At 67.8% G+C, this 20,250-nt stretch carries 24 protein-coding genes and 1 pseudogene; 16 read left to right on the forward strand and 9 right to left on the reverse strand.

Translation table 11 applies throughout. The annotated features are described in order from the left end of the window. The first annotated feature begins 107 nt into the window (after positions 1-107). From ACY0PA_RS02105 to ACY0PA_RS02120, 4 genes are all read left to right on the forward strand, one after another. Positions 108-1,400, forward strand: a complete 1,293-nt coding sequence (locus tag ACY0PA_RS02105) for a nucleobase:cation symporter-2 family protein (protein WP_473086210.1) — start codon at positions 108-110, stop codon at positions 1,398-1,400. A gap of 248 nt (positions 1,401-1,648) precedes the next feature. After that, complete coding sequence (locus ACY0PA_RS02110; protein ID WP_473083061.1) at positions 1,649-1,963, forward strand: hypothetical protein; 315 nt, start codon at positions 1,649-1,651, stop codon at positions 1,961-1,963. A 96-nt stretch (positions 1,964-2,059) separates the two neighbouring features. Beyond that, positions 2,060-2,785, forward strand: a complete 726-nt coding sequence (locus ACY0PA_RS02115; RefSeq protein ID WP_266570812.1) for a helix-turn-helix domain-containing protein — start codon at positions 2,060-2,062, stop codon at positions 2,783-2,785. 190 nt (positions 2,786-2,975) lie between these two features. Further along, entirely contained in the window at positions 2,976-3,662 is a 687-nt protein-coding gene (locus ACY0PA_RS02120; RefSeq protein WP_473083062.1) for a hypothetical protein, read from the forward strand. A 584-nt stretch (positions 3,663-4,246) separates the two neighbouring features. Here ACY0PA_RS02120 and ACY0PA_RS02125 read toward each other — a convergent pair. Further along, positions 4,247-4,756 carry a hypothetical protein gene (locus ACY0PA_RS02125; protein ID WP_473083063.1) on the reverse strand — a complete coding sequence of 170 codons (510 nt, stop codon included), beginning with the start codon at positions 4,754-4,756 and terminating at the stop codon, positions 4,247-4,249. Positions 4,757-4,906: 150 nt separating this feature from the next. Then, the gene (locus tag ACY0PA_RS02130) at positions 4,907-5,995 is read right to left on the reverse strand and encodes an alcohol dehydrogenase catalytic domain-containing protein (protein WP_473083064.1); all 1,089 of its coding nucleotides are present in this window, start codon (positions 5,993-5,995) and stop codon (positions 4,907-4,909) included. Between the two features lie 102 nt (positions 5,996-6,097). On the opposite strand from ACY0PA_RS02130, the gene ACY0PA_RS02135 reads away from it, so the two are divergent. Beyond that, a complete protein-coding gene (locus tag ACY0PA_RS02135) occupies positions 6,098-6,991 on the forward strand; it encodes a LysR family transcriptional regulator (RefSeq protein ID WP_473083065.1) in 894 nt (297 codons plus the stop codon). A 352-nt stretch (positions 6,992-7,343) separates the two neighbouring features. Then, positions 7,344-8,618, forward strand: coding sequence for an IS701 family transposase (locus ACY0PA_RS02140; RefSeq protein ID WP_473083066.1), 1,275 nt, complete (start codon positions 7,344-7,346; stop codon positions 8,616-8,618). A gap of 116 nt (positions 8,619-8,734) precedes the next feature. Here ACY0PA_RS02140 and ACY0PA_RS02145 read toward each other — a convergent pair whose 3' ends face one another. Both ACY0PA_RS02145 and ACY0PA_RS02150 read right to left on the reverse strand, forming a co-directional pair. Beyond that, positions 8,735-9,517: an IS630 family transposase gene (locus ACY0PA_RS02145; protein WP_473082046.1), complete on the reverse strand. Its 783-nt coding sequence runs from the start codon at positions 9,515-9,517 to the stop codon at positions 8,735-8,737. Beyond that, positions 9,406-9,876 carry a helix-turn-helix domain-containing protein gene (locus ACY0PA_RS02150; RefSeq protein ID WP_331719947.1) on the reverse strand — a complete coding sequence of 157 codons (471 nt, stop codon included), beginning with the start codon at positions 9,874-9,876 and terminating at the stop codon, positions 9,406-9,408. Before ACY0PA_RS02150 ends, ACY0PA_RS02145 begins: the two co-directional genes overlap by 112 nt. Before the next feature lie 160 nt (positions 9,877-10,036). Here ACY0PA_RS02150 and ACY0PA_RS02155 point away from each other — a divergent pair, with 160 nt between their 5' ends. From ACY0PA_RS02155 to ACY0PA_RS02170, 4 genes are all read left to right on the forward strand, one after another. Next, positions 10,037-10,834, forward strand: a complete 798-nt coding sequence (locus ACY0PA_RS02155) for an ISL3 family transposase (protein WP_473086211.1) — start codon at positions 10,037-10,039, stop codon at positions 10,832-10,834. Positions 10,835-10,870: 36 nt separating this feature from the next. Beyond that, the gene (locus tag ACY0PA_RS02160) at positions 10,871-11,281 is read left to right on the forward strand and encodes a hypothetical protein (protein WP_473083067.1); all 411 of its coding nucleotides are present in this window, start codon (positions 10,871-10,873) and stop codon (positions 11,279-11,281) included. Further along, complete coding sequence (locus ACY0PA_RS02165; protein WP_473083068.1) at positions 11,269-11,457, forward strand: hypothetical protein; 189 nt, start codon at positions 11,269-11,271, stop codon at positions 11,455-11,457. Before ACY0PA_RS02160 ends, ACY0PA_RS02165 begins: the two co-directional genes overlap by 13 nt. A 208-nt stretch (positions 11,458-11,665) precedes the next feature. Next, entirely contained in the window at positions 11,666-12,142 is a 477-nt protein-coding gene (locus ACY0PA_RS02170; protein WP_473083069.1) for a hypothetical protein, read from the forward strand. Positions 12,143-12,359: 217 nt separating this feature from the next. Here the strand turns inward: ACY0PA_RS02170 and ACY0PA_RS02175 are convergent, their stop codons facing one another. From ACY0PA_RS02175 to ACY0PA_RS02190, 4 genes are all read right to left on the reverse strand, one after another. Further along, positions 12,360-13,211, reverse strand: coding sequence for a class I SAM-dependent methyltransferase (locus ACY0PA_RS02175; protein WP_473083070.1), 852 nt, complete (start codon positions 13,209-13,211; stop codon positions 12,360-12,362). Between the two features lie 309 nt (positions 13,212-13,520). Further along, complete coding sequence (locus ACY0PA_RS02180) at positions 13,521-13,829, reverse strand: hypothetical protein (protein ID WP_473083071.1); 309 nt, start codon at positions 13,827-13,829, stop codon at positions 13,521-13,523. Further along, positions 13,826-14,023 carry a YlcI/YnfO family protein gene (locus ACY0PA_RS02185; protein WP_473083072.1) on the reverse strand — a complete coding sequence of 66 codons (198 nt, stop codon included), beginning with the start codon at positions 14,021-14,023 and terminating at the stop codon, positions 13,826-13,828. Before ACY0PA_RS02185 ends, ACY0PA_RS02180 begins: the two co-directional genes overlap by 4 nt. A 254-nt stretch (positions 14,024-14,277) precedes the next feature. After that, positions 14,278-15,498, reverse strand: coding sequence for a hypothetical protein (locus tag ACY0PA_RS02190; RefSeq protein ID WP_473083073.1), 1,221 nt, complete (start codon positions 15,496-15,498; stop codon positions 14,278-14,280). Between the two features lie 620 nt (positions 15,499-16,118). On the opposite strand from ACY0PA_RS02190, the gene ACY0PA_RS02195 reads away from it, so the two are divergent. The 6 genes from ACY0PA_RS02195 to ACY0PA_RS02220 all read left to right on the forward strand — a co-directional run bounded on the left by ACY0PA_RS02195 (position 16,119) and on the right by ACY0PA_RS02220 (position 19,760). Continuing rightward, positions 16,119-16,589, forward strand: coding sequence for a helix-turn-helix domain-containing protein (locus tag ACY0PA_RS02195; protein WP_331719947.1), 471 nt, complete (start codon positions 16,119-16,121; stop codon positions 16,587-16,589). Beyond that, positions 16,478-17,260: an IS630 family transposase gene (locus tag ACY0PA_RS02200; protein WP_473082046.1), complete on the forward strand. Its 783-nt coding sequence runs from the start codon at positions 16,478-16,480 to the stop codon at positions 17,258-17,260. Before ACY0PA_RS02195 ends, ACY0PA_RS02200 begins: the two co-directional genes overlap by 112 nt. Positions 17,261-17,368: 108 nt before the next feature. After that, positions 17,369-17,839, forward strand: a complete 471-nt coding sequence (locus ACY0PA_RS02205; protein WP_331719947.1) for a helix-turn-helix domain-containing protein — start codon at positions 17,369-17,371, stop codon at positions 17,837-17,839. Then, complete coding sequence (locus tag ACY0PA_RS02210) at positions 17,728-18,510, forward strand: IS630 family transposase (protein ID WP_473082046.1); 783 nt, start codon at positions 17,728-17,730, stop codon at positions 18,508-18,510. Before ACY0PA_RS02205 ends, ACY0PA_RS02210 begins: the two co-directional genes overlap by 112 nt. Positions 18,511-18,618: 108 nt before the next feature. Beyond that, entirely contained in the window at positions 18,619-19,089 is a 471-nt protein-coding gene (locus ACY0PA_RS02215; protein ID WP_331719947.1) for a helix-turn-helix domain-containing protein, read from the forward strand. After that, complete coding sequence (locus ACY0PA_RS02220) at positions 18,978-19,760, forward strand: IS630 family transposase (RefSeq protein WP_473082046.1); 783 nt, start codon at positions 18,978-18,980, stop codon at positions 19,758-19,760. Before ACY0PA_RS02215 ends, ACY0PA_RS02220 begins: the two co-directional genes overlap by 112 nt. A gap of 11 nt (positions 19,761-19,771) precedes the next feature. Here the strand turns inward: ACY0PA_RS02220 and ACY0PA_RS02225 are convergent. After that, positions 19,772-20,163: pseudogene (locus tag ACY0PA_RS02225) on the reverse strand (PfkB family carbohydrate kinase); the annotation flags it as partial. Positions 20,164-20,250 lie beyond the last annotated feature (87 nt).

Here is a 20,250-nt window from a genome sequence, read left to right on the forward strand (position 1 = left end):
ACCCGAAGCCACCGCCAAATGTGGAGGGACAGCAGGTGGAAGTTCAGACAGTGCATGGAGTTGGGGAGTCACGGCATCCTGTCGACGAGGTGCTGCCAGCCGGCCGGATGGCGGCCGTCGCGCTTCAGCACGTCGCCAGCATGTACGCCGGGGTGGCCGCCCCGCCGCTGATCATCGGCGCCGCGGTCGGCCTGACCGCGGCGCAGCTCACCACTCTGCTCGCCGCCAGCCTGGTCATCGCCGGCGTCGCCACTGTGCTGCAGACCCTGGGGGTCTGGCGAATCGGCTCGCGGCTGCCCTTCGTCAATGGGGTCTCCTTCGCCGTCGTCTCACCGATCCTCGCGGTGGTCGGGGCGCAGAAGGGTGCCGCGCTGCCGCTGATCTTCGGCTCCACCCTGGTCGCCGGCCTCTTCTGCTTCCTGCTGGCCCCGGTCTTCTGCCGGCTCGTCAGGTTCTTTCCGCCGGTGGTCAGCGGCACGGTGATCACGCTGATCGGGATCTCACTGCTCCCGGTGGCCGGAAACTGGGCGCAGGGCGGCAACTCCGGTGCGGCGGACTACGGTTCGCTGGCCAACCTGGGCCTCGCGGGGCTCACGCTGGTCGCCGTGCTGCTCTTCAACCGCTTCCTGCACGGCTTCCTGCAACGGATCTCGATCCTGCTCGGCCTGCTCGTCGGCACCCTCGCCGCGATCCCGCTCGGCAAGGTCGACATGCATGCGCTCAGCAGCCTGCCGGTCTTCGAGATGCCGCACCCCTTCGCCTTCGGCACGCCGCGCTTCGAGGCAGCCTCGATCATCTCCATGCTGGTGGTGATGGTGGTCTCGATGACCGAGTCCACCGCCGACATGATCGCGCTCGGTGAGGTCGTAGAGCGGCCTGCGGACGACCGCACCATCGCGGGCGGCCTGCGTGCGGACGGTCTGGCGACTGCGTTCGGTGGGGTGTTCAACGGCTTTATCTGTTCAGCCTTCGCACAGAACATCGGGCTGGTGGCGCTGACCAAGATCCGCAGCAGATTCGTGGTCGCGCTGGCCGGGGTCTTTCTGATTGTGATGGGCCTGCTGCCACCGGTCGGCGCGCTGGTCTCGCTGGTGCCGCAGCCGGTGCTCGGTGGGGCGGGCGTGGTGCTCTTCGGCTCTGTGGCGGTGGCGGGCATCCGCACGCTCGGCAAGGCGGATCTGAGTGCCGGATCGAACGCGATCATCGTGGCGGTCAGCCTGGCCTTCGGGATCTTCCCCATCGCCTTCCCGGGCTTCTACCACGCCTTCCCCGAGCAGGTCGCGACCGTGCTGAGCTCGGGCATCTCGGCTGGCTGCCTGCTGGCGATCACGCTGAACCTGTTCTTCAATCACCTGGGCAAAGGTCGTGAGGTCCCACTCGCATACGTACCGGAGGAGTAGATCGCGGCCCTGGCGCAGGTGAGGGAAGTGAGCTGACCCCAGTCAGCCGCAGCCCCCTACAGGCTTATCTCGACACCCAGGGCGCGGGCCTGGGCGAGCATCCGCATCAGCTCGCCCAGGCTGGCCTTCGCCCGCGCCAGTCGCCACCGACCAGGTTCTCAAGGGCCGAGGCCAATCGCGCCCACGCGGCCACCGCCGAGTTCCCCCGGCGGCTGGGCCCGCTACTTGCCGGCCGTCGCCTGACCGGGATGCGGCGAGACGTGCCACCGACGAAATCCCTCGGCGGCGTGGCCGCGGCGATGTTCGACATCCAGATCCTGCGTGGGGTCGATCTGCGCAAAGAGCCCAATGCGCTGATCCTGACGGTCAGTCTCGGCGCCGCGATGCTGCCGACCGCGGGCACCCTAGTGTTCGACCACACGTCCATGGAGGCCCGAGCCGCGCTGGGCGGCGGCATCACTCTCGGCGGCACGACCACGATCCTGCTGAACCCTTTCTTCCAGACGCTCACGATCGCAAGGCGCTGGAAGACATCGATGGGACCGCCTCGCGGCCGAGGATGACCGCGGAGAGCCCCGACGTGCGCCAACCGGAGTTGACCAGACCGAAGCTCCGCGGAGTCCCCATGGCTCTGCGGGCCCCACCGAGGTGACCTGCACGTGTCGACACCCCCTTTCTCTCCCCTCGAGGCCCGCGCGGCGCGCCTGCGGACGGGGATGACCCCCGAACAAGTTGCGACCGAAATGGCCAAGTTGGGCGTGCACCTTGGCCCCGAGCTGGTGGAGGCATGGGAGCTGGGCACGAAAGTGCCGTCGGAGATCCAGCTTTTCGTGCTCGCGGATGTGCTGTGGTGTCCGACCCCTGTGCTGATGGCCATACGCCCCAGGACACTGCGCGACCACCGTATGGCCAGGCAGCTGACCTGTGAACGGCTGGCCCACCGCATCGGGATGGAGCTGCACACGTACGCCAAGGCGGAGGCCGAACGCCGCTGGAACGGCGATGAGCACCAGACCCGAGCCCTGGCAGAGGCACTGGGGATGCCTCCCGAAAGCCTGCGGGTGATCATCAGCCAGATCGCGGAACTGACCCAACTGTTGGCGCAGGCCGTCGAGGGCCACTGGAAGAGCCACATCGTGCCACTCGCCGACCTCGCCGACGTCGACGAACAGCAGGTGAAGTACGCGCTACAAGTGCTGCGCCAGGAGTACACACACATCACCCAGCGCTACATGGGCCATTCGGTAGCAGGCAGCGCAGAGGCCGTGCTGCGCAAGATCGCCAGCGAACGCACCCAGTGGCTGCGCCGCCTGCCAGAGCACTTCTGGGAGCTGGTAGACCACACCGACAGACGCCAAACTCCCCGTTCCGCTTCGCCTACCTGAGCTGGGCTGAGCGGCGAAGCCCTGGTCACGCACCCGAGGGGCGCGGCCAGGGCTGTTTCTCACGCGGCCCGGGAAGGGGAAACCGGGGCCGTCTGTCGCGCACCATCGCAACGCCGCCTGGCCTGTCTACGGGGACACGCGCCGCGTCACCGCGCAGCGTGTTTGTCTGTCTCCTGGGAGGATGCTTCGCATGGAGCCGCTGCCGACGCCCTGTCCCGCCAACCGGATCCCGGACGCGACCGGTCTGGACGCGTTCGAGGCCGCGTGCAAGGAGGCCAAGGAGCAGCGCGTCGTGTTCATCGCGGTGGAGCGCCAGGGCCCGTTGTGGGCGGTCAAGGCCGACGCGCTCACCGCGCCCGAGCACACCATCAACAGCGCCGTCCATGACGCTGTGCGCGAGGCCGTCGCCTTCCTCATCCGCTCCCGGGAGATCCGCCCCGACTCCTCGGCCGGCCCCGTCGACTTCGTCCTGCACGATGTGGACTGCGAAGGACGGGCCCGCGAACTGGCCGCGGCCCTGCACGCTGCCCTCTACGGCGACCTCGATCCCCTGGAACGCATCAAGGCGGAGACCGTGGCGTATTTCCGAGCGCTTGATGAGAGGGCCACCCTGCGATACCGCTTTCGCGGCGCTGACGAGGAGAGCGGCTTGTGGTACTTCGAGGCCGTACCTGACCGCGGCGAGTTGGTCGCCATCAAGCAAGCCGAGCTGACTTCGGCCGGCCAACTCCACCGATACAGCTGGGAGCACCTGGAGGACGAGCACGGCTTCCTGACAGACCAAGCGATGGACCCTGAAGAGGATCCGCTGGAGGCCATCGGGCCGAAGACTTCCAGCGGGTGTGGAGCCGGTGACGGCGCTGGACAACCTCTTTAGGAGCGAGGTTGGGCGATCACGTGCGTGACCAGTGGATTCGCTACCGTGGGGAGTGCGGGTCGAACTCACCGCTGCGGACCCCGGGCCCCCGTGAGTCCCCGTCCGTTCTGGCACAAGAGCGGCACGGTCCGAAGACCGCGCCTTGAGCCGCTCGATACGAACTACGGGCGGTCCCTGATGTCTGTCCTACTGGTCAGTCGGTCGACGGGGACTGCTGCCGGTCAGCTGGGGTCTCCATGGTTGCTGCGTTTCGCTGATTTACCGCAGCGGCAACGCAGTTACTGAGGACGCGGCGGCACTCTGGAACGAGTGACGGGTCCGACAGCCCACGCTTGGGTAGAGCGACAGAGGGTTTGCCTGAGGCCGCCCGCTCGTGGCCGCAGTGCCGACAACTTCCCTTGCCTTTCCGAACATCGGCCAAGCGCGGCGCACTCTCGCGGCAGCAGCGCAAGCAACGGCATCGCCACGCTCTGCCAGCCCCCGGGTACGGCTCCAAAGGCTCGGCTCCAGCAGCCCGCATCACTTCTGCGGCGGTCTCATGCGTCCAGCGGATCCGCCGCTTGTCCAAGTCCGCATTGAGAGCGTCACGTCCCCAGCTCCGCATCACAGGCGACCAGCCAAGCCAGAAATTCTTGCCGGGTATACGCCCTGGTCCCACCAGCGATATCCCACTCCGGCGAGCCCGCGCCGATCGGCCCCTCGGTGTACACGGAGCCGTGGTCCAGGTCGAACTTCAGGAACTCGAACGCGGCCCTGACGGCCTTGGTGCTCGCCTCGTTGACGTCGTCGTCCCTGTATCGGCCCAGGTACCAGCCGACCTCCCGCTCGCGCGCCGCACGGTCCAGCCACGCTGCCTTCCGCAGGAGCACCAGCCGGTGCTCGCTGCTCTCGACTGCGGGCCCGCGACCGCTGATTGCCTGCAGAGCGCGGAACTTGACGCGTTCGGTGAGCAGCACCAGGGCGAGTTCCTCGTCCGCCGGGTCGGGCGCGCCATTGTAGGCCGTGGCGTAGTTGGGCGCGTCGAATGCCGGGGTCTCCCATACCTCCCAGTCGAAGGAGCATCGGCTGCAGGTGAATCCGGTGGCTTCCTTCACTTCACATGGCAGCGTTTGGTCGTCCGTTCGGGCAGCAGTTCGTGATCTTGAGGTTCATGGTTGTTCACGAGAAATAGCAGCAGCAGTATGGAGGCTGCGCTCGTGAGGCGGTGGGCCGTGGCGCTGACATGTGGAGATCAGTCGGTCTTGTCAGCGAGCCGGTGGGGTGAGGGCGGTGCGGTCGAACGGGCCACCATGTGAGGCGGCGTACGTGACGGCGTCGTTGACGGCATTGAGGCCGAACGACAGGACCCGTTCGGGGGCGAGGTCCAGGGTGCCCGAGGCGAGGAGCCGGATGATGCCGACGTTCGCTGTACGCGGGTACATCCACTGGCCGCGCACGGTGATCGAGTTGCGCATGATCCATGGGTACGGGAGTGCGAGGTCGTCGCCACCGAGCATGCCGACGCCACCCATGAGAACGACGCGGCCGAACTCGCGCACGGTCATGGCTGCCGTGCGCGCCGCCGAGCTGGGTGCGCTCGGCGGTAGCAGGTCGATCACCATGTCGATCGGGCCATCGCCCGCCGCGGACATCGCCGCGCGGTCGCCAGCCTCGTCCCCGGTGAGCGGGACCGGGCGCACACGCGGACCGAACCGGTCGGCGAGGAGGTCGAGTGCGGCCCTGTTGCGGCCCGGGGCGACCACGCGGCCCGCCCCCATTGCGAGCGCGAGCGCGACCGCACTGCTGCCGAGGTTGCCGGTGGCCCCGCTGACGAGCAGCGTCTCACCGGCTGCAAGTCCGCCAGCGAGCAGCCCGCCGTAGGGGATGACGTGCACGCCGAGCGCGGCCCAGCGGGCCGGGTCGTCCCCCGCCGCTGCGGGCAGCGGGAAGACGTTCTCCGTCGGGACCCGCATGAGCTCGGCGAACGAACCGTCGTGCAGGTACCGGGCGAGCCGCGCGCCGCCCTCGCCGCGCGAGCTCCAGCCCTGGAGCGTGATGTCGGGCGTCAGGGCGTCGTCCCGCGAGCGCACCGTCGAGTCGCACCACACCATGTCGCCGACGCGCAGCCGGGTGGCGTCCGGGCCCATGTGGACGACCCGTCCCACGCCACCGATCCCGGGCACGACGGGAGGGACCAGGGGGTAGTTCCGCTCGCCGCTGAAGACCTCGGCCGCGTACGGGGCCACGCAGGTGGCGAGCACCTCGACCACCACCTCGCCGCCGCCGGCCTCGGGGTCGGGCACCTCCCGCACCATGAGCGGGGCACCGAACTGCGTCAGAACTGCTGCTCGCACGTGATGACCTCCATGCTCGTCCGTGTTCGCCGCGATCGACACTAGGAGCCCGACAGGCATGCGGGAAGCGACGATCACGCATCTCTGGTATGCGTATGCCGCATGGACATCTCCAGCACAGGCCTGCGGATCCTGCGGCAGATCGCCGAGTCCGGCAGCTTCACCGCAGCAGCCACCCGGCTCGGCTACACCCAGTCGGCGGTCTCACGCCAGGCCGCCTCCCTCGAACGAAGCGCGGGCACCGCCCTGTTCGAACGCCGCCCCGACGGAGTGCGGCTCACCCCCGCGGGTCTGACCCTGCTGCGCCACGCTCGCACGATCCTGGACTGCCTGACGGCGGCCGAGCGCGACCTCACCGGCACTGTCCCGCGGACCGAACGGGTGCGGCTCGGAATGTTCCTGAGCGCGGGCGCGGCCATCCTGCCTCCCTCACTCGCCCGCCTCGCGGCAACCGACCCGCAGATCACGGTCACGACTACCGAGGGCACCACACCCACCCTGATCCGGGCACTGCGCGCAGGCTCGATCGACCTCGCCGTACTGACGTCCCGCCCGCCCCACCGGCCCTTGGACGGCGAGTCGCCGCGCCTGCACGTCGAGACCGTTGCGGACACCGAACTGGTCGTGGCGGTGCCTTCGACCGGAGAGTTCGCCGGCCGCACCGCGGCGCACGTCGACGAACTGGTCGACGCCCCGTGGATCGCCACCCTGTCATCGAACTCCGAGCCACTGCTCGGCGTCTGGCCCGGCCTGCCCGGACGGCCGCACATCGTTCACTGCGCGCGCGACTGGCTGACGAAGCTTCAGCTGGTCGCCGGCGGCCTCGGGGTGACAACGGTGCCCTCCCGGCTCTCGCCGGTGCTGCCGCCCGGGGTGAGCCTGCTGCACGTCGAAGGCGCACCTCCCGAGATCCGCCGGGTTCTCGTGGCGCGCCACCCCGGCCGCCCAACCCCGGCGATCACGGCCGTCACCCGAGCAATTACCTCGACCGCCTGATACGTGCCGCCGGGGCCGTCGGATTCGGTGCCGTAGCCCGCCGAGGGCGCACACCATCACTTGTACCTCAGCATTCGCCAGGGCCCTTTCAGCAGGAGCACACCGCTGCTGCCCGAGCAAGCACCCCCGTGACGTCGAAACTCGTGAACATCACCAATCCGTGGATCTGGACGCCTCCCAAACCCGTGAACAACTGACTTCAATACTCGGATCAGGCACAAATTCCGTGAGGGCGATCAAAGGGGTTCAGCCTCGATGACGCAACGTCACCTGGGACCGTGGTGCGGTGTGACGACCTAGTAGGACTCCGTTACGTCTTCCTCTCGGTCGTGTTCGGGAGCATGTTGGAGGGGTGGACGCACATGAAGTGAACCGTGCTCGGGCCAAGTTGGCGTTATTCGTGGCTGACGTGTTCGCGTCGGTGCCGCGCAAGGATCAGCGGGCGAAGGGTGACTGCTATCTGCGGGGACTGATGCTGGACGGGCGCCGCAAGTCCGTTCAGGCCATGGCGGAGCGGCTGCCGGACGGCAATGAGCAGAACCTGCAGCAGTTCGTGAACCAGTCGACCTGGGATCCGGGGCTGGTGCGGCGGCGGATTGCGGAGCGGATGGTGCCGCAGATCGGCCCGGACGCGTGGGCGGTCGATGACGTGTCGTTTCCCAAGGACGGGAAGATGTCGGTCGCCGTCGCGCCTCAGTACTGCGGAGCTTTGGGCAAGCAGGCCAACTGCCAGGTCGCGGTGAGTGTGCATGCTGTCTCCGACACCGCGTCCTGTCCGTTGCAGTGGCGGTTGTTCGTGCCCCAGGAGTGGGCGGACGATGCCGTCCGTCGGCGCAAGACGGGGGTCCCTGAGGAGATCGGGCACCGGGAGAAGTGGCGCCTGGCGTTGGACACCCTTGATGAGCTGGCCGGATGGGGCCTCGTTCCGCCGGTGCTGGTGGCCGACGCCGGGTACGGGCAGAACGCCGACTTCCGCGACGGGCTGGAGCGTCGGAGCATCGGCTACGTGGTGGCGGTCCGCTCGGATGTGACCGTCCACCCGCATGATGCGGTGCCCACTGCCCCGCCCTGGTCGGGCAACGGCCGCAAGCCCCAACCCCGCTACCGCGACACCCCGTCCTCGGTGGCCGCGCTCGCGGCCGGCCACGGTCGGCAGGCCTTCACCGAGGTGACCTGGCGGGCAGGCTCCCGCGGACCGATGCACTCGCACTTCCTGACACTGCGAGTGCGGCCAGCCGGGACCAAATCTCGCCGCCTCGCCCAGGCCGCCGCCCCAGACCCAGACAGCTGGGACGGTGTCCTGCCCGACGTCATGCTGCTGGTCGAATGGCCCGCCGGCGCCGAAGCACCCACCGACTACTGGCTGTCCAACCTGCCCGCCGATACCCCGCTGGCCGAACTGGTCCGCCTCGCCAAGATCCGCTGGCGCATCGAGCACGACTACCGGGAACTCAAACACGGCCTCGGCCTGGACCACTTCGAGGGACGCTCCTGGATGGGCTGGCACCACCACGTCACCCTGGTCACCGCCGCCCACGCGTTCCTCACCGAACAGCGCCTTGCCCCAAAAGCCGGTACAGCGGACTCACCCTCTACCAGATCCTCGACACCATCCAAGACCTGCTGAACTGCTGGACCGGGACCTGCACCACCTGCCACCGCCCCCTGCCCAGAACATCCCCCATCAGCCAGAACCCAAGAACCAGAGCGACCTAACGGAGTCCTACTAGTAGACCGTCGTAGCTAATTTTTGGGATAAAGGTGACGTAGTTTGGTGCGTGCGTCGTGGGTGGTGAACTGCCAGTTCACCTGGCGTTGGTCGGTGTTGGTGGCGTTCTGCCAGGCTGTGAGTTCGGTGTTGAGGATGTCGAGGTCGTTGATGCGGCGGTCGAGGCATTGGCGGGTCAGCGCGGAGAGTTCGATTTCGGCGATGTTGAGCCATGACCCGTGCTTGGGCGTGTGGTGGATCTCGAGGCGCTGGGCCAGGGCGAAGGCTTTGTCGGGGGTGAATGCCTCGTAGAGCGAGGCGATGGTGTGGGTGTTGAGGTTGTCCATCACCAGTACCACCGTGTCGGCGTCGGGGTAGTTGACGGTCAGGAGCTGCTCGACCTGGCCGGCCCAGTCGGTCCGGGTGCGCCGGGGCAGGGCCTGGACGCGGCGCCACCCGGCCAGGGGCTCGACCCAGCAGAAGATCGAGCAGGTGCCGCAGCGGATGTACTCGCTGTCCTGGCGGGCGTCGTGGCCAGGGAGGGCCGGGAGCGGGGCGCGGGCATGACCCAGGAGCTGGTAGGGCTTCTCGTCCATGCACACGACCGGACGTGCCGGGTCATGGGGGCGGGCATAGACGGCCAGTACGTCTTCCATCCGGGCCGCGAACTGCGCGTTCGCCTTCGGCGGGATGGTCCAGCACTTCTTCAGATGAGGACGCAGTTCCGTTTTTTTAAGACCCGCCCGATGGTGGAGTGATCCAGGTTCGGGATGTCCTCGACCAGCGCGACATGCTTCTCCAGCAAGCGCAGCGACCACCGGGTATAGCCCTGGGGTGGCTGTGAGCACGCCATCGCGATCAGCCGGGCTTCGACCTCACCGGTCACCGGCGAGGGCACCGGCGGCAGCTCGCGCTTCTTCCGCGTGACCGTGGCGTGAACATCGCCACCGGTCTCGGCGAACCGCTTGGCCACCAGCCGCAGTGTCTCGCCCGAGACTCCGGCCCGGGCCGCGACCGCGTCCTGCGAGCCGATCGCGCCTGCAGAGGTGTCGAGCGCGAGCAGCACCCGCGCCCTCCTGATCACCGAGGCTGGATGGATACCCGTCGTGGTTACCCGAACCAGCTCTTCACGATCAGCCGCGGTCAGCACCACCGGCCTCTTCTTCTGCGAACCCATCACCCCAACTCCCGTCCGGCAGAAGGGAAGCAACATCTGCCGGACCCCACCATCCCAACCAAACAACCCAGAACTAAGCAACGACACGCTACTAGTTGGTGACCTGTTTCCACACCTCAGCGAGTTGCTGGTGGAGCGAGTGTTCTCCGAGTGCGGTGTGATGCGGCTGGTGGCGAGAACTCGGGAGACCGAGGTGGCCTGTCCTGGTTGTGCGGCGCTCTCCAGCCGGGTGCACAGCACATACGGGAGATGCCTTGCCGACACGCCGGTCGGAGATCGGCCGGTAATGATCAAGCTGACAGTGCGGCGGCTCTACTGCGAGAACACTCGTTGCTCGCGGCGGACATTCGCCGAGCAGGTCGAGGGCCTGACCGTTCGCTACGGCCGCCGCACGCCTGCCGCCCGGCGGGTTCTGGAGGCTGTCGCCGTCGCGCTCGCAGGCCGGGCCGGAAGCCGTCTTGCCGCCGCTCTACGCATGCGGGTCAGCCGAACGACAATGCTGCGGGCAGTCATGGCTTTGCCCGATCCCTCCTGGACCGTTCCGAAGGTGTTGGGCGTCGATGACTTCGCCACCCGCCGCGGACAGCATTACGGCACCGTCCTCGTCGACTGCGAAAGTGGCCAGCCTCTCGACCTGCTACCCGGCCGCAACGCAGCGACCCTGGCCGGCTGGCTCCGGGAGCATCCTGGTTCCGAGATCATCTGCCGTGACCGCGCTGGTTCCTATGCCGACGGGGCCCGTACTGGCGCCCCGCACGCGGTCCAGGTCGCCGACCGCTTCCACCTCTGGCAGAACCTGGGAACCGCCGTCGAGCGGAATGTGAGCCGCCACAACAACTACCTGAAAACAGTGGTCGTCAGGACTGATGGCCTACCGAGCGATGCCGTTGCCAACCGCGCTGTCCGCGTACAAGCTCATGCACGCGCGGACGCCAAGAGGGTGATGCCTCCGATCTAGGCCCGAATACGCGAACGTCATGCCACCGTCCATGCGTTGCTCGCCCAGGGACACGGCATCCGTGAGATCGCCCGGGAACTGCACATGGGCGGCGACACCGTCCGCCGCACCGCCCGCGCAGCGAGCCCCGAAGAATTACTGAGCGGACGACATCAACCCCGGCCCAGTCAGCTCGACCCCTACAAGCCCCACCTGGACAAACGTTGGGCCGAGGGATTAACCAACGCGATTGAGCTGCAGGCCGAGCTCCAAGTCCTCGGCTACCGCGGCAGCTACCAGACGATCAGCGACTACCTGCGACCGAGGCGTCGCCGACGCATCCGCATCGTCGCCCCCGCGCCTCCGGGCGTCCGACAGGTCACCGGCTGGATGATGCGCCACCCCGACCGCCTGGGCGACGAAGAACGCCGCCAGTTCGCCGCCGTCCTCGCCCAGTGCCGGAACTGACCGCCCTCCATGGTCACGTCCGCGCCTTCGCCGAAATCCTCACCACCCGCTCCGGCCAGCACCTCAAGGACTGGGTCACTGCCACCCGCGCCGACGATCTGCCCGGACTCCACACGTTCGCCACCGGCCTGGAAAAGGACTGGGACGCGGTCGTTCAGGGCCTGACCACCTGCTAGAACTCCGGTCCGGTGGAAGGCCGGGTCAACCACATCAAGATGATCAAGCGTCAGATGTTCGGCCGGGCCAAACTCCCACTCCTCCGCAAGCGCGTCCTCCTCACCGCCGGCCGCCCGGCGGCACAGCCAGTAACCACAACCGGACAGGCCCGGTGATTGTTGAGCGAGACATAGAGTGAGTCTCTCGACGACCCGGCGGGAGTACGCCATGGAGATCACCGTCCAGTGGATACGGACATCCTGGACGAAGGAGTCCCGGGGAGGAGATGCGGCCTCGCGCAGGAACGCAACCCCGATCGGCTTCGCCCTCCCGCCTGCCGAGACCACCACCTCCGCACACGTGATTCGCATGCAAGAGCGTGACGGCTTCACGCCCTATGCCACCCAAGAAGACCCCGGCAAAGTCGATGTCCAGCTCCGGGAAGCCGACGGACGGCTGCGAGTCTTCCCGCGAGTCCAGCCCTTGTTTGCCCTGCCGCCCCGGCCGCGACGGCCCCCGGCAGTGCGACTCGCCCCCGGCCAGTGGGTGCGCTGGCAGCTCAACTATCGCTTCAGCAGTGCACTGGGGATCCGGGGTTGGTCGTACTGGCTAGACACGTTCAACATCGCCTACGGCCCGGTCAGCACCGATGTGTTCCTCTCCACGCCCACCGTGTCCATCGACGAACAAGGACCACTCCGATAACCCTGTCCTGAACGTCGGCGACGGTCCCAGGTGACGTTGCGTCATCGAGGCTGAACCCCTTTGATCGCCCTCACGGAATTTGTGCCTGATCCGACGTGCGACACCGTTTATCACCGAGTCCGGACAGCACTTGATGATCACAGGGCCGGAAAATGTCGATGAGAACTGACACCGGTCAGCTGCTTACGTCCTCGGTGGGGAACCGGGAGGAGGCGCTCTACCGGCGGACCGCCGAGATCAGGCCGCCGGGCCGCTCCTCGCCCTGCGGCGGGGTGCTCATCCGGCGGCCGTAGGCGGCAGCGCGCTCACGCAGGGTGTGGCTGTCGGCCTCCCAGCCGTGCCCGGCCAGCCAGCCCACCGGGTCGTCGGGCATCTCCGAGACCCACATGGACGCCGCCGATCCCGTCACGGCGCCCGCGCCGAAGCGCTCGATCACGCCGCGCGAGCCCAACGTCAGCCCCATCCAACTGCCTGCCGCCGACTGCGCGCTGATCCGGGCCAGCAGCAGCTCCACCGCGTCCTCGGGCAGATAGATCAGCAGTCCTTCGGCGATCCACACGGTCGGCACCGCCGGGTCGTGCCCTGCGACGGCCAGCGCGCCTGGCCAGTCCTCACGCAGATCCACCGCGACGGTGATCCGCTCGCAGCGCGCGACGGCCCGCTGCTGGCGCAGCACCGAAGCCTTGAAGTCCAGTGGGGCGGCGGTGTCGACCTCGAACAGCCGGGTGCCCTCGGGCCAGTCCATCCGGAAGGCCCGACTGTCCATGCCGGCGCCAAGCAGCACGACCTGCCGGACCCCGGACGCGGAGGCCTGCTGCAACAAGTCGTCGAGGAACTTCGTCCTGATGACGATGGAGAACGACACGGCCAGCCGGCGGCGTCGCGCGGCCTCATCACCGGGCAGCGGCGGCGAGGAGGGCCACAGGCCGCCGGCGGCGGCGAAGGCCTGTGCCAGCGGGTCGCGGAACAGCGCGTTCTCCCGCTCGCTCTCCAGCGCCCGCACCCTGGCCACCCCCACCGCCGTGGCCCACACTCCCGACGGCTGCACCCGCTCCTGCTCATCAGTCACCGCGCCAGCCTAGAAGATCGATTCCAAGGGGCCTGATGAGGGGGCCAGCTTCATGCGCGGCCAGCCGGTCACGCGCACACACTCGCCGCACTGGTCATGACGGGCAAGAACAGGCGCCTTCCCCTTGACGGCCTCCTGAGCCGACAAATGCGGCTCCCGCCAACAACGGGCGGTGTCGCCGCCGATCGACAACCGGTGTCAGGACTCAGGACTCACCGATAAAGCCAGGCCTGTCCCAATCCGGGAACTTCACCGGATCACGGCCGTCGACCGAGGCCGGGGCGTCTCTGATCGGCCCACGGCTGTCGGTCAGAGGTCCAGGACGGCGCGTAGGGCCTGGTCGACACGGGCCATGGTGGCGGCATCGACGGTGCCGCGGCGGGCCGCCTCGGCGAAGCGGACAGCGCGCAGTTGCTGGAGGTTCACGGCGACCGCGGTGCAGGGGATCGGGGTGTCGATGACGACGGACATCGCGGTGTCGGGGTAGCGGCCGGCGGGGTGCAGCACGAGTCCGAGGACGGCACCGTACGCCTCATCGAGGCCGGACAGGGAGACCACAAGGACGTCGCGCCCGTCGGGCAGAGACCAGACGTCCCCGCGCTTGATCTCTGACGTCACAGAGTGTCGCCCTCGCCCGCCAGGTCCTGGCCGAGGCCGAGGGCTGCGAGCTGCTGACCCGCGTCAAGGGTCGCGGCGCGGCGGGCGGCACGGACGATGTAGGCGTTGGTGGACAGCCCGGCCGCCTTCGCCGCCTGCCTGATCGCAGGGGCCAGTTCGTCAGGGACGCGCAGCGTCATCGGGGTAATCGACATGACACCAGACTAGCCACCACAAAGTGGTGTCGCCAGGTAGTGGCAGCGATTGCCCGGCCCGGGTACCTTCGCCCATGGCAGCCGGGCGGCCTGCGCTGTTTCGTCCCACAGAAGGGGCCAACTGCGGCGCTCAGTCACAGCCACTATCGTGCTCGGGCCGGTGGCACGCCCAGGCCCGACACTCCGCCACGGGTGAACTCTGCTTCCCCCTCGGACGGGGGTTGAGGCTCCCAGTGCACCGGACGCTGGGGAGGTCACAAGTCGCGGAAGTCCTTGGCGGCGGGGTAGGTGACGTGGGTGCAGCCGCGTCGGGTCGTGATGTCGTCGACGTAGGCGCGGAACAGGGAGCTGAGCGTCTTGTGGCCGAGGATGTCGTCGTAGATGTGGTCGGTGCTGATGGTGTGCAGGGCGGGCTTGCCGTCGCAGATCGAGGACGCCCACCAGGTGCCGTCCTTGCCTCCCGCCGTTCCCGGCTTGAGCATCACGGTGTCGCCGATGTCGTCGTAGCCCACGGACTCTGCCTCGGCACCGAAGTAGGACACCGTGCGCAGCCACCAGGGCGAGTGCGTGAGCGCGCCGTCGGCGTAGTCGCGCTGATCGTCGTCCAGGCCGTCGGCGATGGCTCGGACCCGGCCAGGGCTGACCGCCAGCAGGCAACCTTCGGCGGGGTTCGCCTCACGGGCGGGGATCGTCAGAGCGCGGTCGGGCAGCCGGCCCTGCCTCTGTTCTTTGACCAGCTGGTCGGCCCAGCGGCAGGAGCCGGTGGCCGAGGCGGCCGGGCGCAGCTTCGAGGGGACCGCGGTCATCCGCTCGGGCAGGGCCGGTAGTTGGGTCCGGCAGCCGATCCGTCGGGTGAGCTGCTGCGTGGCCGAGCGAGCTATGTGGGCCAGGCGCCGGAGGTCCTCGGCGGGGACCTCCGGGTACCGGGCCACGGCCGTGACGTTCAGCAGCCTCGGCGCCGCTTTGCCGCTGCCGGGGCCGCACTCGGCACGGATGGTGGTGCGGAAGTTCATGTATGAGCCCAGCGTGCCGTCGCCCAGCGGCCACGCCTCAGGCTCGCGGTCGGCGACCGCGGTGACATCGTCCTTCGGCTGGTGGCCGTCCGTCGTGGTGAGGAACGGGGAGCCCCTGTCGCCGATCACGTTCACCGGCTCGGAGTCGTCGCTGCTCGCGACGATGAGCCGGAACAGGTCGGTGGTCCTGTGCGAGCCGCTCACCTTGTAGATGGTGCAGGCGCTCCGATGCCGTGCATCGAGCCGGTACTCGTCGTAGTCGCTGGACTTCGCTCGAACCATGCCGCCCTGCAGGTCCATCACCTGCGCCCCCGACACCAGGTGGTCGCAGGCCGCGGCGATGTCACGCTCGCTGGAAGCCCGGTCACGGATGTCGTCGACGGTCAGCATGCCCGCGTACAGGCTCAGTCCGATCCCGCCCACGGCCAACGTCTGCCACAGCCTGCGCCGGCCCGCACCCATCACGTTCTCCCCCGTTGCTCCCGTTCACGGCGGCCGCCGCGTCGAACACCGAGCGTAGAAGGCGCACGCCCGAGGACCACAGCCGGCCCGACCGGGCGCCAACCACGTCTTCAACAGAGCGCGCGACTTGCAGGCTTCTGACAGCACTTATCGATCTATAGCGTGTGGGATGTCGATGAGTTTCGGCAGCACCCCGGTGCCGTGCTCGACGGGCAGCAATCTTGTTCGCGACTCTCCTCATCGTTGCGTCGTTGTCATGACCAACCCGAGGACATACGTTGCCCAAAGACTGGCCATGGAGGGGGCTGGACTGTGCGCAGCGAACCGACGAGGACGACATCCGCCGGGCTTTGGAGCGCGCGGAAAGAACCCCGCGTCCGGAGCCGGCGTACTCGGACGACCTCATCGAGGCCGACGTCAGGCCGTTGAAGGACTTCCTGCGGGCCCGGCTCGGCGAGCTTAAGGCGCGACTGCCCGAGGACAAACCCCAGCCAGCCGCGTCACCAACGTGCCCGAACGACACAACTAGTAGCGTGTCGTTGCTTAGTTCTGGGTTGTTTGGTTGGGATGGTGGGGTCCGGCAGATGTTGCTTCCCTTCTGCCGGACGGGAGTTGGGGTGATGGGTTCGCAGAAGAAGAGGCCGGTGGTGCTGACCGCGGCTGATCGTGAAGAGCTGGTTCGGGTAACCACGACGGGTATCCATCCAGCCTCGGTGATCAGGAGGGCGCGGGTGCTGCTCGCGCTCGACACCTCTGCAGGCGCGATCGGCTCGCAGGACGCGGTCGCGGCCCGGGCCGGAGTCTCGGGCGAGACACTGCGGCTGGTGGCCAAGCGGTTCGCCGAGACCGGTGGCGATGTTCACGCCACGGTCACGCGGAAGAAGCGCGAGCTGCCGCCGGTGCCCTCGCCGGTGACCGGTGAGGTCGAAGCCCGGCTGATCGCGATGGCGTGCTCACAGCCACCCCAGGGCTATACCCGGTGGTCGCTGCGCTTGCTGGAGAAGCATGTCGCGCTGGTCGAGGACATCCCGAACCTGGATCACTCCACCATCGGGCGGGTCTTAAAAAAACGGAACTGCGTCCTCATCTGAAGAAGTGCTGGACCATCCCGCCGAAGGCGAACGCGCAGTTCGCGGCCCGGATGGAAGACGTACTGGCCGTCTATGCCCGCCCCCATGACCCGGCACGTCCGGTCGTGTGCATGGACGAGAAGCCCTACCAGCTCCTGGGTCATGCCCGCGCCCCGCTCCCGGCCCTCCCTGGCCACGACGCCCGCCAGGACAGCGAGTACATCCGCTGCGGCACCTGCTCGATCTTCTGCTGGGTCGAGCCCCTGGCCGGGTGGCGCCGCGTCCAGGCCCTGCCCCGGCGCACCCGGACCGACTGGGCCGGCCAGGTCGAGCAGCTCCTGACCGTCAACTACCCCGACGCCGACACGGTGGTACTGGTGATGGACAACCTCAACACCCACACCATCGCCTCGCTCTACGAGGCATTCACCCCCGACAAAGCCTTCGCCCTGGCCCAGCGCCTCGAGATCCACCACACGCCCAAGCACGGGTCATGGCTCAACATCGCCGAAATCGAACTCTCCGCGCTGACCCGCCAATGCCTCGACCGCCGCATCAACGACCTCGACATCCTCAACACCGAACTCACAGCCTGGCAGAACGCCACCAACACCGACCAACGCCAGGTGAACTGGCAGTTCACCACCCACGACGCACGCACCAAACTACGTCACCTTTATCCCAAAAATTAGCTACGACGGTCTACTAGTAGCGTGTCGTTGCTTAGTTCTGGGTTGTTTGGTTGGGATGGTGGGGTCCGGCAGATGTTGCTTCCCTTCTGCCGGACGGGAGTTGGGGTGATGGGTTCGCAGAAGAAGAGGCCGGTGGTGCTGACCGCGGCTGATCGTGAAGAGCTGGTTCGGGTAACCACGACGGGTATCCATCCAGCCTCGGTGATCAGGAGGGCGCGGGTGCTGCTCGCGCTCGACACCTCTGCAGGCGCGATCGGCTCGCAGGACGCGGTCGCGGCCCGGGCCGGAGTCTCGGGCGAGACACTGCGGCTGGTGGCCAAGCGGTTCGCCGAGACCGGTGGCGATGTTCACGCCACGGTCACGCGGAAGAAGCGCGAGCTGCCGCCGGTGCCCTCGCCGGTGACCGGTGAGGTCGAAGCCCGGCTGATCGCGATGGCGTGCTCACAGCCACCCCAGGGCTATACCCGGTGGTCGCTGCGCTTGCTGGAGAAGCATGTCGCGCTGGTCGAGGACATCCCGAACCTGGATCACTCCACCATCGGGCGGGTCTTAAAAAAACGGAACTGCGTCCTCATCTGAAGAAGTGCTGGACCATCCCGCCGAAGGCGAACGCGCAGTTCGCGGCCCGGATGGAAGACGTACTGGCCGTCTATGCCCGCCCCCATGACCCGGCACGTCCGGTCGTGTGCATGGACGAGAAGCCCTACCAGCTCCTGGGTCATGCCCGCGCCCCGCTCCCGGCCCTCCCTGGCCACGACGCCCGCCAGGACAGCGAGTACATCCGCTGCGGCACCTGCTCGATCTTCTGCTGGGTCGAGCCCCTGGCCGGGTGGCGCCGCGTCCAGGCCCTGCCCCGGCGCACCCGGACCGACTGGGCCGGCCAGGTCGAGCAGCTCCTGACCGTCAACTACCCCGACGCCGACACGGTGGTACTGGTGATGGACAACCTCAACACCCACACCATCGCCTCGCTCTACGAGGCATTCACCCCCGACAAAGCCTTCGCCCTGGCCCAGCGCCTCGAGATCCACCACACGCCCAAGCACGGGTCATGGCTCAACATCGCCGAAATCGAACTCTCCGCGCTGACCCGCCAATGCCTCGACCGCCGCATCAACGACCTCGACATCCTCAACACCGAACTCACAGCCTGGCAGAACGCCACCAACACCGACCAACGCCAGGTGAACTGGCAGTTCACCACCCACGACGCACGCACCAAACTACGTCACCTTTATCCCAAAAATTAGCTACGACGGTCTACTAGTAGCGTGTCGTTGCTTAGTTCTGGGTTGTTTGGTTGGGATGGTGGGGTCCGGCAGATGTTGCTTCCCTTCTGCCGGACGGGAGTTGGGGTGATGGGTTCGCAGAAGAAGAGGCCGGTGGTGCTGACCGCGGCTGATCGTGAAGAGCTGGTTCGGGTAACCACGACGGGTATCCATCCAGCCTCGGTGATCAGGAGGGCGCGGGTGCTGCTCGCGCTCGACACCTCTGCAGGCGCGATCGGCTCGCAGGACGCGGTCGCGGCCCGGGCCGGAGTCTCGGGCGAGACACTGCGGCTGGTGGCCAAGCGGTTCGCCGAGACCGGTGGCGATGTTCACGCCACGGTCACGCGGAAGAAGCGCGAGCTGCCGCCGGTGCCCTCGCCGGTGACCGGTGAGGTCGAAGCCCGGCTGATCGCGATGGCGTGCTCACAGCCACCCCAGGGCTATACCCGGTGGTCGCTGCGCTTGCTGGAGAAGCATGTCGCGCTGGTCGAGGACATCCCGAACCTGGATCACTCCACCATCGGGCGGGTCTTAAAAAAACGGAACTGCGTCCTCATCTGAAGAAGTGCTGGACCATCCCGCCGAAGGCGAACGCGCAGTTCGCGGCCCGGATGGAAGACGTACTGGCCGTCTATGCCCGCCCCCATGACCCGGCACGTCCGGTCGTGTGCATGGACGAGAAGCCCTACCAGCTCCTGGGTCATGCCCGCGCCCCGCTCCCGGCCCTCCCTGGCCACGACGCCCGCCAGGACAGCGAGTACATCCGCTGCGGCACCTGCTCGATCTTCTGCTGGGTCGAGCCCCTGGCCGGGTGGCGCCGCGTCCAGGCCCTGCCCCGGCGCACCCGGACCGACTGGGCCGGCCAGGTCGAGCAGCTCCTGACCGTCAACTACCCCGACGCCGACACGGTGGTACTGGTGATGGACAACCTCAACACCCACACCATCGCCTCGCTCTACGAGGCATTCACCCCCGACAAAGCCTTCGCCCTGGCCCAGCGCCTCGAGATCCACCACACGCCCAAGCACGGGTCATGGCTCAACATCGCCGAAATCGAACTCTCCGCGCTGACCCGCCAATGCCTCGACCGCCGCATCAACGACCTCGACATCCTCAACACCGAACTCACAGCCTGGCAGAACGCCACCAACACCGACCAACGCCAGGTGAACTGGCAGTTCACCACCCACGACGCACGCACCAAACTACGTCACCTTTATCCCAAAAATTAGCTACGACGGTCTACTAGTGCCAGGGATCCGGTGTGCAGGCAGGCCGCGCCGTCCGGCCCCGTGGCGGCGAGTTCCTCGTCGGTCCACTGCCAGTCGGCCGCGCTGTCGGCGTAGAAGGTGTAGGTGGCCTGGCCGGTCTCGTCGAGGTCGGCGAGGGTGCTCGGCTGGGAGGCGGCGGTCACGCTGCCGGTCAGGTCGACGCCGGAGTCGCTGAGGCGGGCGCGGAAGAGGGTGCCGAAGACGTCGTGGGAGAAGCGTCCGAAGAAGCGGGTGGGGTGCCGAGCAGGGCGAGCGCGACGGCGGTGTTGGCGGAGCCGCCGCCGGGCAGGGCGCGCAGCGTGAGTCCGCTGGGGCCGGACTGGCCGGGGGCGGTAACACTACTGGAGAACTCGGGTCGGGCCATGGTCGCTGTCTGCCTCTCTCAAGAAGGGTGTGGGCTGCCGCCTTCACGTGGCTCCGGCCGGGGCGGGTCGTCCCGCGTCCGTACCGG

Source organism: Streptomyces sp. DS1-CR2 (genome assembly GCF_055760475.1).

Bases quoted from the DNA above. Each gene is read 5' to 3' on its own strand.
- ACY0PA_RS02120 (WP_473083062.1), top strand. From the start codon at position 2,976: ATGGAGCCGCTGCCGACGCCCTGTCCCGCCAACCGGATCCCGGACGCG.
- ACY0PA_RS02185 (WP_473083072.1), bottom strand. From the start codon at position 14,023: ATGTCGATTACCCCGATGACGCTGCGCGTCCCTGACGAACTGGCCCCT.
- ACY0PA_RS02155 (WP_473086211.1), top strand. From the start codon at position 10,037: ATGCGGCTGGTGGCGAGAACTCGGGAGACCGAGGTGGCCTGTCCTGGT.
- ACY0PA_RS02110 (WP_473083061.1), top strand. From the start codon at position 1,649: ATGCGGCGAGACGTGCCACCGACGAAATCCCTCGGCGGCGTGGCCGCG.
- ACY0PA_RS02135 (WP_473083065.1), top strand. From the start codon at position 6,098: ATGGACATCTCCAGCACAGGCCTGCGGATCCTGCGGCAGATCGCCGAG.
- ACY0PA_RS02215 (WP_331719947.1), top strand. From the start codon at position 18,619: ATGGGTTCGCAGAAGAAGAGGCCGGTGGTGCTGACCGCGGCTGATCGT.
- ACY0PA_RS02195 (WP_331719947.1), top strand. From the start codon at position 16,119: ATGGGTTCGCAGAAGAAGAGGCCGGTGGTGCTGACCGCGGCTGATCGT.
- ACY0PA_RS02190 (WP_473083073.1), bottom strand. From the start codon at position 15,498: ATGGGTGCGGGCCGGCGCAGGCTGTGGCAGACGTTGGCCGTGGGCGGG.
- ACY0PA_RS02170 (WP_473083069.1), top strand. From the start codon at position 11,666: ATGGAGATCACCGTCCAGTGGATACGGACATCCTGGACGAAGGAGTCC.
- ACY0PA_RS02205 (WP_331719947.1), top strand. From the start codon at position 17,369: ATGGGTTCGCAGAAGAAGAGGCCGGTGGTGCTGACCGCGGCTGATCGT.
- ACY0PA_RS02150 (WP_331719947.1), bottom strand. From the start codon at position 9,876: ATGGGTTCGCAGAAGAAGAGGCCGGTGGTGCTGACCGCGGCTGATCGT.
- ACY0PA_RS02105 (WP_473086210.1), top strand. From the start codon at position 108: ATGGCGGCCGTCGCGCTTCAGCACGTCGCCAGCATGTACGCCGGGGTG.